The 15,722-nt window shown below is 47.5% G+C and carries 10 protein-coding genes; 4 read left to right on the top strand and 6 right to left on the bottom strand.

Annotated features, from left to right (window positions below; translation table 11 throughout):
- Positions 1-19: 19 nt before the first annotated feature.
- The 3 genes from ACIDITHRIX25_RS000000102335 to ACIDITHRIX25_RS000000102325 form a co-directional block, all read right to left on the bottom strand.
- On the bottom strand, positions 20-949 hold the full coding sequence (locus ACIDITHRIX25_RS000000102335) for a hypothetical protein (RefSeq protein WP_201732085.1): 930 nt from the start codon (positions 947-949) through the stop codon (positions 20-22).
- 890 nt (positions 950-1,839) lie between these two features.
- Positions 1,840-3,252 (bottom strand): M20/M25/M40 family metallo-hydrolase, encoded by a 1,413-nt coding sequence (locus ACIDITHRIX25_RS000000102330; protein WP_201732084.1) that lies wholly within the window; start codon positions 3,250-3,252, stop codon positions 1,840-1,842.
- Positions 3,253-3,359: 107 nt separating this feature from the next.
- Positions 3,360-4,997 (bottom strand): long-chain fatty acid--CoA ligase, encoded by a 1,638-nt coding sequence (locus ACIDITHRIX25_RS000000102325; protein ID WP_152625916.1) that lies wholly within the window; start codon positions 4,995-4,997, stop codon positions 3,360-3,362.
- Between the two features lie 465 nt (positions 4,998-5,462).
- Here ACIDITHRIX25_RS000000102325 and thiO point away from each other — a divergent pair, with 465 nt between their 5' ends.
- From thiO to thiD, 4 genes are all read left to right on the top strand, one after another.
- Positions 5,463-6,590 carry a glycine oxidase ThiO gene (gene thiO / locus ACIDITHRIX25_RS000000102320; protein ID WP_201732083.1) on the top strand — a complete coding sequence of 376 codons (1,128 nt, stop codon included), beginning with the start codon at positions 5,463-5,465 and terminating at the stop codon, positions 6,588-6,590.
- Between the two features lie 222 nt (positions 6,591-6,812).
- Complete coding sequence (thiS, locus tag ACIDITHRIX25_RS000000102315) at positions 6,813-7,031, top strand: sulfur carrier protein ThiS (protein WP_052605170.1); 219 nt, start codon at positions 6,813-6,815, stop codon at positions 7,029-7,031.
- Between the two features lie 207 nt (positions 7,032-7,238).
- Complete coding sequence (locus ACIDITHRIX25_RS000000102310) at positions 7,239-8,051, top strand: thiazole synthase (RefSeq protein WP_052605171.1); 813 nt, start codon at positions 7,239-7,241, stop codon at positions 8,049-8,051.
- A 141-nt stretch (positions 8,052-8,192) separates the two neighbouring features.
- Positions 8,193-9,017 carry a bifunctional hydroxymethylpyrimidine kinase/phosphomethylpyrimidine kinase gene (thiD, locus tag ACIDITHRIX25_RS000000102305; protein ID WP_201732082.1) on the top strand — a complete coding sequence of 275 codons (825 nt, stop codon included), beginning with the start codon at positions 8,193-8,195 and terminating at the stop codon, positions 9,015-9,017.
- A gap of 537 nt (positions 9,018-9,554) precedes the next feature.
- On the opposite strand, the gene ACIDITHRIX25_RS000000102300 is transcribed toward thiD, so the two are convergent.
- The 3 genes from ACIDITHRIX25_RS000000102300 to ACIDITHRIX25_RS000000102290 all read right to left on the bottom strand — a co-directional run bounded on the left by ACIDITHRIX25_RS000000102300 (position 9,555) and on the right by ACIDITHRIX25_RS000000102290 (position 15,525).
- A complete protein-coding gene (locus ACIDITHRIX25_RS000000102300; RefSeq protein ID WP_052605173.1) occupies positions 9,555-10,895 on the bottom strand; it encodes an MFS transporter in 1,341 nt (446 codons plus the stop codon).
- Positions 10,896-11,025: 130 nt separating this feature from the next.
- Complete coding sequence (locus ACIDITHRIX25_RS000000102295) at positions 11,026-14,133, bottom strand: AAA family ATPase (protein ID WP_201732081.1); 3,108 nt, start codon at positions 14,131-14,133, stop codon at positions 11,026-11,028.
- Entirely contained in the window at positions 14,134-15,525 is a 1,392-nt protein-coding gene (locus tag ACIDITHRIX25_RS000000102290) for a metallophosphoesterase family protein (protein ID WP_052605175.1), read from the bottom strand.
- Positions 15,526-15,722: the final 197 nt, after the last annotated feature.

Raw genomic sequence — 15,722 nt, 5'->3', positions numbered from 1 at the left:
GACAGTTATGGCTATAGCTTTAAATACCTCGCCCTAAAAACTCTTCGAAGTAACGAGGAAGATCCGATCCTGCCGGCATCTGTTCACTGCGAACCGTTGCCTTGACGCCCAGATCCCCTAACATATTCTCCAGCATCGCCAAATATTGAATCGCTGAGTTACCAAAAAGCTCACAGACGAAAAAACCATACTCACCCTGGGACAGTTTCCCTATTGTGCCGCGGGCCAACCTGTTAGTTCTTATGGAAAACGAGAGTTTGTGGGTCACAACGTCATAGTCGCTACTTGGGGTTTTACCCGGCTCTAAGACTAGATCAATCACTCCGACAAGCACAGGTGTGAATAATCGCCTTCCACGTTCACCTTCGCGCCTGAGCGCACCAAAAAAGTCCCCTACGCCAAGGGCTCCATTTCTTCTCTTTGACCTCAGATCATCTTCAAAAGCGTCAATCGAACGCTCAAGACAATCTCGCTCTAGTTCAAAGGCCAAAACCGTTGATAGCAAGCGAGCCATCAAATGGATTTCATCTCGATACTGTAAAATCGCCTCATCCATCTTCTGGGTGGAGATGCCGCACAGCGTACCAAAAAGAGAACCGTCCGAATAGGTTATCGGAACCCCTACGTAGGCGCCAAGGCCATGGGTCAAAGCTACTGCCGCTTCCATGTATTGACGAACGTCTTCTAGACAGGGCACGATATTAGGCCCTAGCCCGGCTATCATTCTTGAGCAGATCGAATCGCTCCAGGAAAGAACCGCCCCTGCCTGAATCCCGAATTTTGACCCTGCTACCTCCAAGATCGTCCAATACGGATCAACGGTACGAGTCACCATCCAGAGGTCTAACCCTACCTTTTGCTGCAGATATGTTAGAAGTGATCGTGAGGCATCTTCAAAGCTACCAAACCCGGCCACCGGTGCACTACTTTCAGCGAGCTTGATATCCAAGATCGGCCACCTTTTTTATTTATTGGAAATGAACCCCATCGGCCAAGTCGCATCCAAACATCCCAACCGCCGCTTTGCAGATAAACATTTGAGATTGCTCTACGATTCTTAATCGACACCATATCAATCTATCTTGAACTCTGGCTCGTTTAAAACTAGATCATCCCAGTTGCTAAATTCACCTATCTAAATCACGTATTGAATAGAGTATTACTGCTCTATTCGAATTAGAAACCAACAGGTCTCACTACATCGGTATTATCACGGTATGACCATCACGCAAAAAAAAATTACTAGTAATAACTTGAGATAAATGAGAAAGATATCGAATTTAATCCGGTGGTTTAATCACCACCATTTCAACTCAATCGCTTTTTGCGCATTTCATTTCAGGCAAGTGATAAGTCAACTAGTTATTGAGGTCATTACTCTTATGTCGCAGACTAATGGTCTTAAAAACCAGACAAGCTAAACGATGTAGGCAACATGTCAAAGACCATTCCAAGACACCTCTGGCGGTCCCTATCGACCACGACCTTCGTGAAGTTGTCATATAGTGCAATAATTACCAATTTTATGAACAGATCAATCAGGCATATTTAGATATTAAATGTGCCAATAGCGAAACACCTTATTTCATTATCCTTAGCTGTAGCACAAGAATATAAAAAATAGATTACCTCACGTTAAAGATAAAATTATGGAAGGCAAATAAGTGAATATACCCTTTGAATAATTTCAATCATGCAGTTAACGGGTAAATTAGCCGACCATTGGCACTTCAATCAAGCCATTAAATTTGCAAAATTGTGCCACAATAGTGATGTTCATTTAAGAAATTGCCATCCTTGGGTCAAGTAACCAATCTACCGAAAAATTGCTACCCTAATTCATTCACATAAACTAGCGGCAATAAGAAGGTGGCCGACCACAGTGCATATTCCAGAGGCAAAAGCAATGTTGAGGGATTCGTTTGGCCCATGTGCATTAGAACCAGGCCCAAGCGCACCCGTTGCTACAAATTGCGCAGTTGGAAACCTTTCGCCGAGCATTGCTAAAAATGGGATGCTGCCACCTTCACCGCAAAATCCAGGATCTTTTCCAAAGGCATCCTGGGATCCACGTGAGAGCGCATCCATCAACCAGGGCGCAGGAATATTGGCAACCCATCCTGCGGCGGGCTCCTCGCACTCTATCTCAACGAGAGCCCCATAGGGAGGGTCGTTCGAGAGGAGTTCGACGATCGCATCCTGTGCGGCGAGGGGATCCACCGATGGAGGAATTCTAAGTGAGATCTTAAGTTGGGTATTGGCCCGTAATACATTTCCGCCTTCATCGACATCGGGAATTCCAGAAATTCCGATAGCCGAGAGAGACGATTTCCATGTCTGAGCTAAAATTCGCTGCGCGCCGTCGCCATCCAAAGCTAGACCATCGACAATAGGAAAAGCCCGTGCCAGCGGATCACGAAGTTGACTATCTAACGCGTTCGCGCCATCAATGAAAAACTGCGGAATCTCAGGACGAAGGAGTTGGGGTATCAGTTCACCCGTTCTCTCGTCTTCTATTCTAGACAACAGCTGTCTAAGTATCCGAAAGGACGATGGCACCACGCCGCCAGCTTCACCCGAATGTACGCCGTGCTCTAGAACTTTGACATTTACCCTTATGACTAAATTCCCTCTAAGCGAGGTAGTCACCCAAACTCTTTCAAAGTCCAGGCCACCCGCATCGAGGCATACCACCAAACCAATCTCGCCCAGCACTTCCTTGGCGCGATCAAGATGAGCAGAAAGATCCGGACTGCCGCTCTCCTCGCTTGCCTCAATTATCACAACAGACCGTGGATACGGTAGCCCCCGACGCGCAAGAGCATCAATCGCCAAAAGGGCAGCAAAGATCGAATAACCGTCGTCGACCACGCCTCGCCCATACAGTAAGTCTCCTCGCATATGGGGTTCGAAGGGGTCGGTTCCCTCCATCCAGGGGCCGCTAGCGGGCTGTTTGTCAAGATGACCATACAAAAGGACACCAGGAGCCACAATCTCAGGAGATGAAGGTGGAACTTCGATCACTAAAGCAGGTGTCCGACCTTTGATCTGCGAGACCCAAGCCACGCAACCAGGTATCTCGAGCTGCCCAACGAATGCGCTGAACAACTCGAGCGCTCTTGCAATCTCTCCAGATTCTTCCCAGTGCGGATCAAATGCCGGAGAAAGAGACTTGATGGCTATGTACTTTTCCAGATAGGGAATGGCTACCTGGCGAAACTTCTGGTCGATATCATCTTTAATGCTAGTCACGCCTTAAAACTTAGTCTTAGCAACAAGTCTGTCTGTCGCAATGTCGCCATGGCCGTAAAATTGCCAGAGTCCACTTCACCTATCAACTTCTCGAATGAAACTCTCGCCTAGATCGTCTCTATCGCAAGTTTCTCCTGTGAATAGAGATTACGCAGAACTTTCTTGTCGAACTTGCCAACTGACGTCTTTGGAATCTCATCCACGAAGCTCCACCGTTCAGGTAGCCACCACTTTGCCACCATCTTTAAGATATAGTTTGAAAGCTCTGTTGCACTGAGTTCACTTCCCGGGGCCACAACTACACAAGCCAGCGGCCTTTCATCCCATTTGGAATCTGGTACACCAATCACGGCGGCCTCATAAACCAATGGATGTGACATAATGGCATTCTCTAGCTCAACCGACGAGATCCACTCTCCGCCAGATTTAATCACGTCCTTAGTGCGATCGGTAATTCGAAGGTACCCCTGCGCGTCAATAGTGCCCATATCTCCGGTCTTCAACCATCCCCCATCAAAGCTCTCGGGATTGACACCCTTGTAATAGCTACTTGCTATCCAGGGGCCGCTAACTTGAATCTCGCCTAACGTCGTACCATCATTAGGAGCAACAATGCCTTCGGCATCAACAATTCTGATCTCAACCCCCGCTACCGGGCGGCCAGCTGTTACCTGATATTCGATAGCACGTTCTGGATCGGTTCCGACTGGCGGAATGGCTAGGGTGCAAAGAGGCGATGTCTCAGTCATCCCCCAGCCCTGGACGAGTGAGATATTATATCGATCCCTGAAGCCCTCGATCAATGAACGAGGAACCGAAGAGCCACCAGCCGATAGAATCCTCACAGATGAGAAATCCACCTCGTTGTCTTTTGCGTAATGCAATAGATCATTCCATATCACCGGCACCCCAGAGGCCACAGTTGGAGCGAGTTCGCTAATCATCCTAGCCAACGGGGCAGCCTGAAGAAATCTCCCTGGCATAATCATGTCGGCACCGACCATCCACGCAGCATAGGGTATTCCCCAAGCATTTGCATGAAACATTGGCACTATCACAAGACATCGATCCATGGTAGAGAGGCCAAGCGAGGCGGACGATGATGCTGCAATTGAATGCAACCAAGTTGAGCGATGAGAATAAACAACGCCTTTAGGCTTTCCAGTTGTTCCACTGGTATAGCACATCGCGGCAGCGTCGTTCTCGTCGTCAGGCTCGACAAAGTGACCCACGTCGACACCGTTTGCAATCAACGCCTCGTATTCGTGAAATTGAATATTTGAAGTATTGCCGAAAGCCTCTATCGCGCTGTGGTCGTAGCCACCAACTATGATGACGTCTCGAACACAGGTTGAGCGACCTAAGACTCTCAACAAAAGTCCCAAGACAATCCCATCCGCGATAATGACCTTATCTTGGGCATCGTCCACAATAAATTCCAATTGGTCTGCAAAAAGGCGCACGTTTAAGGTGTGCAAAATAGCACCCATAGAAGGAATCGCAAGGTAAGCCTCAAGGTGCTGATTGTGGTTAAAGCAAAAAGTGGCTACTCTGTCGTCTTTGCCCACGCCGAGGTCACGAAGCGCACCTGAAAGAGCGTGCGCCCTCTTGGCCACCTGAGTATAGGTAAATTCAACGACATTCTCTCCATCGAAGTTGAGGATCTTCGAATTCCCATAAAGCATCTCTCCATGGCGAAAGATAAACGGGACAGAAAGCTTTGATTCCTGCATAGTAGATTTCAAGTTATTTTCTCCCACTCGTTCGATAGCCAGCCCATGTACTCTAACTACAAGGGCAGCTCAATCTTTAACTGCTAAATTCAAGCGACTAAAGTAAACGCTGGGCAATCTAGGCGCCAAAAGCCCAGCTACTTAATTCTTATCCAAATTGCAAAGCAATGCACGCTTATTTTGAACTATCTCAACTTGATAGGTGTAAGAATTTAAGCTAGTCGAATATATCAAGCTGAAACATTGATGAAGCAAAGATATGGCATCTATAGAAGTGATCACTTAAGGAGAGACCAGAATTCGAACCTCCACTTGGCCTCAATACCTTTCGTAACTTCAAATCATCCAACCCAGCATATGAAGTTAGTCAAAGCCGACTCAAAACCTAAGGTTGATAGTAGGCAAGGTATCGGCCTTAGAGGAAATCACTTATCACATTATTTTGACCACCCAATTCAACGACCTAAGATGTCCTAAGTGAGCAAAGATCAAAAAATAGCAATTATTGGCGGCGGGATTACCGGGGCGTCTATCGCCTACCACTTGGCGTCGACAAAATCACTCAACATCTCCGTACTGGACGCAGATGTGGCCAGGGGTGCCACCAGGGTCGCCGCTGGGATGTTAGCACCCGTCGCAGAAGCCGTCTATGGAGAAGAACGCCTCTTAGATACGATGCTTGGAGCTGCACGATACTGGGGGGAACTCGCCGAGAAGCTAAGAGATGACTTCGGTCTGGACGTGGGTCTGCGAAACACTGGATCACTACTGATTGGAGCTACCCCAAATGACACAGTCGAGATCAACCGTGCAAAAAGTTTTTACGACAGACTCGGACTTGCCTGCACCTACCTTTCTAAGAGCGAACTCGATTCGATAGAACCAACCCTTTCACCCATGATTTCTGGTGGTATCTTTACTGAGATTGACAACCAAGTTGACAACAGAAAAGCACACATCGCCCTAATTGAAGCTTCCAAGCGCCTAGGCGTTGACTTCGTAACGCACGACGCGACACAGATAAATCGAATTGGGGACTCCTTCGAAATCTCCCTTGAAGACGAGACTTGCATCAAAGCCGACAAAATCGTTCTTGCATTTGGCGTAACCAAGGATGCCATCAAGGGTGTTCCCGACTTTATCTACGACTCGCTCAGGCCAGTACGCGGAGAAGTAATACGAATAAGGACAAACAAATTCACACCTGCTCCAGAGCGAATTGTTCGCTACTTGGTAGAGGGCAGATCGGGCTATATCGTTCCTCGCCTGGACGGGGAGATTGTTATCGGTGCCACGCAAGAGGAAAAGGGATTTGACGCTAGCACAAAGGTGCGATCCACCTATGAACTACTTCGTGACGCTCTGAGAGTAATACCTGCATTGGGAGAGATGGAGATCGCCGAGATCAACGTCGGCTTTCGGCCAGCCACTAACGACAACTTTCCAATTTTGGGTCAGGTCGAACAAGATCTTTTCTGCGCACTTGGTAGCTTCCGCCATGGAATCCTGCTCTCTTCAATAATTGGCAGGGGAATTGCCGAGATGATCTCTGGGCCTACAACCTCTATCGAACTAGGACTATTTACTCCAAATCGCCTTAGGTAAGCAGTCGCAAATTATAAGGATAGAAATTGGGTAGAAGAATGAAAAACAAAAAAGACACGGTAGAAAGTCAAACAAGACCACGCCATACCTCTGGTAATAAAACAAACCGAGATCGCCCCTACCTGTCGCTTGGGGCCAACCTTAATCAACTAATGGCCTAGGGCAATCCATAGAGGTCCATACAGAGACGGTCTTTATGATCTAATTTGAAAGAGCAATTAATTGAACCTTCGAAAAGACATCGATATAACCATCAATGGCAAGGCTTTATCGATCAATGAATCAATAAGTTTGGCAGCGCTATTGGACGAACTAACCATTCCAACAATAGGGGTAGCAATCGCAATCAACCAAGAAATCATACATAAAAGCCAGTGGACCATGCGAATAATTACAGGTGGCGAAGAAATTGAGATAGTATCGATTGTTGCAGGTGGATAATATCATCTATGACATTCAATAGTAGTTATCTGCCTCGATTCCCATAAATTCGAAAGGAGATTTGACTCCTCCAAGTACTAGGATACCAAGCATAAAACCCGTAGAAATGTACTCGTCTTGGCGGTTTTGATCTGGCACGACTAAAGACATATTAAAACTAAGAACATACGGGACCAAATCGAAAGACCACTGCGAAAAGATATTCAAATGACAACTACCGCACAAGCAAACGCGACCGAACCAGTCACTCCCTATCCCCCGCTAGTCATCGGTGGCGAAGAGGTCTCTTCGCGTCTCATAACCGGCAGTGGAGGCATGACTTCGCTCAGCGCACTAAAGGCAGCATTGATTGCCTCTAAAACATCTCTAACGACCGTAGCAATTCGACGATTCGAGCCGACCAGTTCAATGGGACTTTACAAGCTCCTAGGTGAGCTGAACTTGAAAATCCTGCCCAATACTGCGGGCTGCTATAGCCACAAAGAGGCAATATTAACCGCAAAGTTGGCATCTGAGGTGCTAGGGACGAAGTTCATAAAGATCGAAGTGATCGCCGACGATGCCACCTTGCTTCCTGATCCAATAGAAACTCTACGAGCCACTGAGAGCCTCGCCAATGAAGGCTTTCTAGTTATGGCTTATTGCAGCGACGACCCGATCTTGGCCCGAAGACTAGAACTCGCAGGGGCGGCAGCAGTTATGCCTCTGGGATCGCCCATCGGATCGGGCCTTGGAATACTAAATCCCTACAACATAGAGTCGATCACGAACCACTCAAACGTTCCAGTCATCTTAGATGCAGGCGTAGGTGGGGCATCAGACGTCAGTCAAGCAATGGAACTTGGCTGCGATGGCGTGTTGGTCGCATCAGCGATCAATCGTGCCCAATACCCAGAATTGATGGCGAAGTCTCTCGCGCTGGCGCTTGAGGCTGGATACTTAACAAGAATAAGTGGGCGAATACCCAAACGCGATCAAGCACTTGCTAGTTCACCAACCGAAGGAATGATCGCCCAATAAACCTGATAATCAAATGGGAAAGTAGTAATTCTCACTTAAAGTAGGTCTAAAGGACACGTTTGGTGTGATTTTGACTTATTCTTAATATTTGCTAAGAAAGAAAATAGCGTAGCGATTCGCACTAACAAGGTTGTCAACTCTATGTATCCAGGAACTAGAACACCTCCAGTGGCTCTCACCATCGCAGGCTCGGATTCCGGCGGCGGTGCTGGAATCCAAGCCGACCTCAAGGCCTTTGCTGCCAACGGTGCCTATGGAACTTCGGCCATCACGGCAGTCACGGCTCAAAATACCAAAGGGGTCCTTGCGATCGATCTAATGAGCCCACTCAGTCTCTACGCCCAGATCGATGCGGTTACCTCAGATTTTTTCATACGAGGATCCAAGACTGGGATGCTGGGATCTATCGAGTTGCTTGAGATTGTTGCAGACTTTGCTCGCAGGGGGACTTTACCAAAATTAATCGTAGATCCGGTTATGATCGCCACATCTGGAGACATTCTGAGTCCGCAGTCGATCGTCAGCGGCTATCGCGAATTTCTGCTTCCATATGCTTATGTAGTCACTCCTAACATTCCAGAGGCCGAACTTCTCAGTGAAATCGAGATAACAAACCAATCTGAAATGGTACGAGCCGCACAACTAATTCATCGCTTTGGCCCCAAATACGTTTACATAAAAGGTGGACACCTAGAAGGCGATGAATCGATCGATATCTTCTTCGATGGACAAAATGTATCAAACCTCCGGACCAATCGAATCGCCACCCCAAATACCCATGGAACGGGATGCACCTTTTCTGCTGCTTTGGCAGCCCAAATTGCCTGCGGTCAACCCATAGACCAAGCCATAAGAAACGCAAAGATCTACACAACCAAGGCAATCATGGGGGGATCGTCCTGGGCACTTGGCTCAGGAGCAGGGCCGCTTGACCATTTCCTATGGTCACACCCAGATCAATTCTAGGTCACCCTGCAACTAGGCAACTACTTAAAGTATTCCACTGCCGATGAACACTGAAGGACACAGCTGAAAAGCTCTGCCAGGCCGTGAAAAAGATTAAAGCAAATCTACAAGTCCAAATGAAATCGAACTTGTAATTTGTCAAAACAGATCGATCAACTTCTTACAAAAGGAGACAGGTCCGACAAAAAAGGCCGACGATACCAGAGTGTCACCAAACTTGATTCGTCTTCAGTTCCAACTACGAGCCTGGCTTCTCGAGTCCCCTCCTGTGACATTTATCTAGCAAACCTAAATCTCGCCTTCTCCAATCCAAGGATTGCCCTCTATCTCTACCGGAGCTTTTATAGGATATTCGGCTAAATCTACCTTCTCCAAAAAAGCGCACGGATCTAGATAAAGGGTATATTCCTTCTTTTACAGCAGCCACAGGGTCAATTGGGACCTTTTGCATATGGCGCTTTTGCACTAGAAGAAAATCAAGGTAAAGAACGCCAAAAAGACGTTCTTTACCCAAGGATATCAAAAGAGAGGGGGACTCTAATTCGTTACAATCGCAGATCCGGTAGGAGTAGTCCGTGACAGCCCACTAAAGTTGCTGCGACGAGTAAGCATAAGGTATAGGGCGATCAAAAGTGATAGGAATGCTGTCGCACCAAGTAGTGATGCCGCCGGCACTGATGTTCCAAAGATCCCCAATATGAGGCCTATAAGCGCAAAGCCAATCGAATAGGAGCCATATAGAGCCCCAAACGCCTCGGCGTTTTGCCCCTCTGAGACAGTCGCACCAATAGCCAATGCACGAGCAGTGTTTATAGGAGCTACAAAAAGCCCAGCAATAAACGTAGCAATAAGAATCGACAAAAGGCTGTGCAGGGTCGTCAAAACCACTACCCCACCAGAAAGACCCAAGAGAAACAGGGCCAGTCGGACTCGAATATCAATACGCGATAACGAATGAGAAAAGGCAGTTGCAACCGTTCCACCGGTAATGCTGCCAAGTGAAATCATCGCAATGGCCACTCCGGCAAATCCAACACTTTGATGATTCTCCAGCAAAATGGAGGGTATGGCGATGATGAGCCCACCTTCGGCAACTCCCTCTCCCGCTGAAGCTAAAAAGATCCACAGGCGAGACTTGGAAAACCAAACGCTTTCACCCTTACTCTTGAGCTTCAGCGAGCCGCCTTCAAAAGGATGGCTACCCCTTAAAACCGTTGAATCAGCGTTCGAATTTTGGTTTTTGGTCTCAATACGGCCGCTTCTCTTGAAATAGAAGGCAACTCCAAGACCACCCAGGCTCACAAAAGAAGTGACTATAGCGCCAAAGGCCGAACCGCCGAGAACAACGGCAAACGAGACGACTATTGGCGAGACCAAGAAAAAGACCTCCATTAGCGACGTATCTAGAGAAATCAGGCGGTCACGAGATTTAGCACTGCCTTTGAGCACCTTTGGTCCATCCAAAACAATATTTCGAGAGATACCAAATAAACCTGCTCCGATTCCGCCAATCAAAAGGGAAGATAGTGCAAGAACGCCAAATACAATCGGGTTTGAAACATGGGATGAGAGAACTCCAAATAATCCCCATATAAAAATTAAAGGAAAAAGCAGTCGTATCAGAGCCGAATTTGGATCGATAGAATCACCCAACTTAGCCAGTCGAGACGAAAGAAAGATCTCGCCAATGGTGAAGGCTGAAACCATGAACGAACCCATTGCCAAGGCACTCTTAGTTTTACCCTCTGAAATTACCAACGCAAGGGGGGCCATTGCGATTGGAACCCTAGCTACATTTGCCAAACCCAGACGTCCAAATGAAATGCCTGGAAATGAATCTCTTACCTTTGTGGACGCCACCGAGAAAAATGGACGCACGATATCACTACCTCTTTGAATCCCTTGGGGATTATTATTGACCTTCCACGACGGCGAACTTAATCGACCTTGTCACCACCTATTACTTAGAAAAACCAAGATTAGATGGGAGCCAGCGGCTCAGCAGAATTTATCTTACGTCTACCACTATAGTCGCTCTAGCGTCAGGCCTATCCTTAGAGAGTTCAACAAATCGCCTGGCAATATGGTCATGGCAACTAAAGACTATCACCTGGCGATCGTTGGCGATGGCTATCAAGATTTTAACAATTTCATCTAGTCGCAAACCATCCTGATGGGCGAATGTTTCATCCAGGATAAATGGCAGGTTAACAAGATCGCTCCCAATCCTTACCTTTCGCGTTTGCCCAGCGCTAAAGCGTGTTATCAGGTATGCCAGGTCTGCAGTTCCCCTTGATAGGTCTTTGAACGCCAACAAAGTGCCATCCATCATCTCAAGACCAGATCGATCCAGATCATAGTGAACCCTGACATAACGTCCGCCTGTCGCATCCGTAATGAACTTCGACGAAAGTTCAGAGATCTCCCCTATGCGCTCGCTAGCATATCTCCCCATGGCCGACTCTAAGATCTCGCGGCTTCGAGCGTTGATATACCATTCCCTAAGTCGGCCAACAAAACGCGCCTTTAAAAATTCAATCTCGGTGCTCAGGGTAGTCATTTCATCGTCGGTCGCTAAAAGTGAACTTTGACTTCGAAGCTCACCTAGATCTAAATCAATCTTAGCCACGGTATCCTTAGCGACCAGTTGCGAGGCCTCTAGGTCGGAGACGATCCTATCTATTGCATCCTTTGACGCGACATGCTCGGACAAAAATAGACTCCCATCTAGCCGGTGAGAGAGACTCCGAAGCTCACTTTCTAAGACTTTCATATGAGCACGCCTGTCAAGTAACCAGCGCTGTTGCTCAAGGTGTCTCTCTAGTTGTTCCATGTTCGAGGGGCCAAACGTTTCGATGGCGTTCTTAACCTCTTGAGAGAAGATCTGAAGTCGAAGTGCTTGGAATTGAGCACTTTTGGCTTCGAACTGTCGGTCAAAGTCGTCCTTAGCCTCAACTATCGATGTCGCTTGGTCCAACACAGCCAAAATAACATCTCTTTCAAACGAGAGATTATCTATTGCCAAAATCTCACAGAGCTTAGAATAAGATGCCTCAAAGCTATCAGTGATCTCACGTCCGCTTTTACATTCGCTACTCATCCGAGAGAAGTTCGAGAGATCCTCAATCGCCCCTTTGAGAGCCAATGAGCCTTTCTCACTCAAGAAATAGTCAATCTTATCGACACCCATTTCAGAGAGGCTCGCCGCTACATCGTCCCGAGACCTCACCCATGAACCTGTCATTAGCGTGATTTGATCTTCTAAAGAGTCCCGTTCTTCTGCCTTTTGTCTTTGTAGTGAAAAGATATGGCCAAGTCGATCAGCAAGGCTCACCATCGCAATAGCTTTATCTCTGATAGCTCCAAACTCTATCGACCCCACATAGACGCTCCGAAGATCACCTGCCAACTTATCGATCTGTCGATTTAACGCATCCACCGTACCTAGAGCGTTCCCCAATTTGAGACCGTTGAAACGATTGCTGGCAAAAAAAAGAACGAAAACACCAAAAGCAATGAGAGCAAATGACAAAAGAGCTCTCAGAACCATCGCAGCTCCGGAAAACAAAAAGATAGATATTGCTCCAAGTAGAGAAAGTACCAGAAAGTAAGGAGCGAACCTTAGGACCCCTCTAGTCCTAGACGCCACATCTTCGGCCAATCCTAGAGTCGATCCATATTCGACCTTGCGAGCCTGCAGCGCAATGGCTTCGTCGCAGAGGGAGATAATGGTAGATATCTCTTGATTCAGCTGCGTCGAGAACTCCCTCGAATTCAAGGTGTCACAGCTCTTTATCGACGGTAGGTCAAAACCGCCGAGTGCAGCCATTTCCCTGTTGAGCTGGACATCAAGATCGATCAGTACATCCAAGGTTCGATCTCGAGCGCCTTCGATTGAGGTGATTTGCGCAAGTTTGCCTCTAATTCGAATCAATTCTCCCTCAATTTTCCCCAACATCTCAAGCTTGAGCGGGCTAATAAAGGGGAGACCCTCGACACCCAGTGTCTCTTGGATCTCCCCCTCCAAGCGTTTTAGCGACTCCTCGATAGCGTTGTTACGGGCTTTGGCACGGAAGTAGAGTTCGCGATGCGTCCTCATCTCTTCAAGCAACAAACGAAGGGAGCTTCTGTCAATATCTAGGTTGCCCAGCTCGTCCAAGGAGCTAAGAGCCTCAAGTTCCGCCTTTATGGCTTCATAGTGTCTAACCCTAAAGTCGTTCTCGCTCAAAAGTTCTCGTAGCTTAAATACTTCTGCATCCGTTAATATCCGCGTATCCACAAAGGGCAAAAGAAGAGCGCGTAGGTTGCCGACCTCAGCCTTAATCTCGACTAGTTTGAGGGCAACTTCGTAATTTCTAAGTTCAACTTCAATTTCGTTTAGACCTTGAACTGCGTGACGACGCTCTTGAGTCAGTCGATCGATCGTGGCTAATTTGTCGTCATAGCTCAAAGACCGCCCGAACAGCTCTCTTTTTTTATCTTCTAGCTCTCGGAACTCCTTGGCCATTGACGACAGCGTATCGATGCCAGTGGCTCTTGGTGGCCAAATTCCATCACTATTCGAAGCGTATTTTTTGGCCAATTGAGTGGGGTTTTCACCGCCACCTACCAACCAAGCGCCGGCCATCATCTCTGCAGTGGTGGCCATCGCTATCTTCTCGTTCAAAATTTGCGCCTCTGGGGCGATCGAATAGACGCTATCGAAGGTAAGTGAATCGACTCCAATCAGGGTCCTTCTAATATAGTCCTGATCAACAAGGGTGAAGGTCCCGGGAAAATCATCCGGTGAAGCCCCTGGGTTAAGGTCAGAGCGCAATCTTACAAATATCCGATGACTAGCCTTGTGACTTTGAGCCTCCCTTTGGAGTTCATAGACCATATCTCCAACCCCTATGGTCAAACCTGCCTTTATAGGATAAGACAAAAATTCGCTTCCAAATAAAACAAAGGAGACGACCCGTCGAAGTGTTGACTTTCCTGCTTCGTTTGGTCCGATAACCACATTTAGTGCCCCGCCAAGTTGTAAATTCGAAACTCCTAAAGAGCGCTTGTCTAAAGCACCAATTTGATCCGCCCATATAGTCTTGACGTGAACACTAATGGAGTTGGAGGTCATCTAGCGAGCACTTTCTGTCCGAGCCTGGAGATTGATCAAGACCTCTCCGATAACCCTGCGATCCAGTTCTGCTAGGTTAAAGCCATCTAGGGCATCGCTGCTAGAAAAAGTTGCTCTCACGAGGGCTATGATTTCGCTAGAAACCTTTGACCGCTCTCGAAGACGGGACAGCGAAGTTAAAATTGCCTCCGTCGTCGTCGTGGTTTCCCCTGTACCAAGGTGGCCTCCGTCGGTATTGAAATCCTCGATTAGCAAACTCAAAAAGCCACCTGATTCCGAAATTGAAACTACGTCGATCTCATCTAAGTCAAAATACGAGGCTGTCTCATCACGTATCGACTCCAAAATGACAAAATCCCCGCCACCCCCAGATACAATTTTGTCACCGAGCAAATCCGTATATTCCCTAAGGTGTTCTGCGATACGAATCCTCGAGCTAACCCGACCATTCAAAACCACCCTCAATAAAAAGCGACGCGATGGATGCGAAGTCCCCTCCAAAAGTGTAGATATTTCGCTTGAGACAACCCCATAGATGTAGTCCATGGCATCAAGCGGATCCTCACCCAACTCTAGAGATGAGAGGTCTACCAAGATTTTCTCAAAACGAAAGGTGCCCAACTCGACAAATCTCAGCACGGGAGTAACCTCAGGGCGAATTGAAACTACCAAAGCACCCTTAGCACCCTGTTCGGAAGATTTAAAACTCCGCCCCTGAGTAGTGCCTGAATAGACAACCATTGGCCTTTGCGAGAGCACCTCAAAGGAATGGATGTGGCCAAGCGCAAAGTAATCATATTCGAGACGAGTTATATCGTCCAAATTTGCAGGTGCATAGGGGGCATGTTCTTTGACGCTACCAACATTGGAGTGCAATATGCCAACAGTAACCGCAGATCCATCCAAAGCACTCTTGTGGAGAAACATTGAAGCTAAGTTTCGGCTCTCGTTTCGTATTGAGTAAGAGACTCCAACAACATTGACAACCAGACCGCTGCGGCTAGGGAAAGTAAGAACTTCGGGCTCAGAACTATCAAAAATCGTCAGATTACTAGGAAGATTAGACGAACGCAGCCATTGCTCATCCAGAGGATCATGATTTCCCAAGGCCACACAAACCCGTATCTCGTGCTCAGACAGAGTGTGCACGGCATCCAAAAAGGCCGCCCTTGCTCTTACGCCGACGGAAACACCATCGTAAAGATCCCCGGCTATGGCTACAAAATCACATTGCAGATCGATCGCATTGCGTACAAGAGAATTTAATGCCGAGATAGAGGCTTGCGTCGCAGCATCACGGACTCTTGGGCCATAGCGATCCGCCAAGCCGACAAATGGAGAGTCGAGATGGAGGTCGGACGCGTGTATAAAAGTCACAACTTGGTCGTTCATCTGTTATTTGTTCTCACCTGTGGAGCTATAGCTCGACATTTGACATTCCACATTCCCAAGTCAATCGTTGCCTAAAGCCGACAGTTGAAGCTAATTCCTACTCAGGAAGAGTCCTTGCTCATGGCACTCAGTGGTTGCCCTTCTAAAGCATGACCGCTATTTAAGTAAATATCAGAAGCTACGACTTTAAATACGAT

The organism is Acidithrix sp. C25, assembly GCF_904848545.2.
Note: the sequence above shows the minus strand (reverse complement) of the source record. Positions and strands in the feature narration are given on the sequence as shown.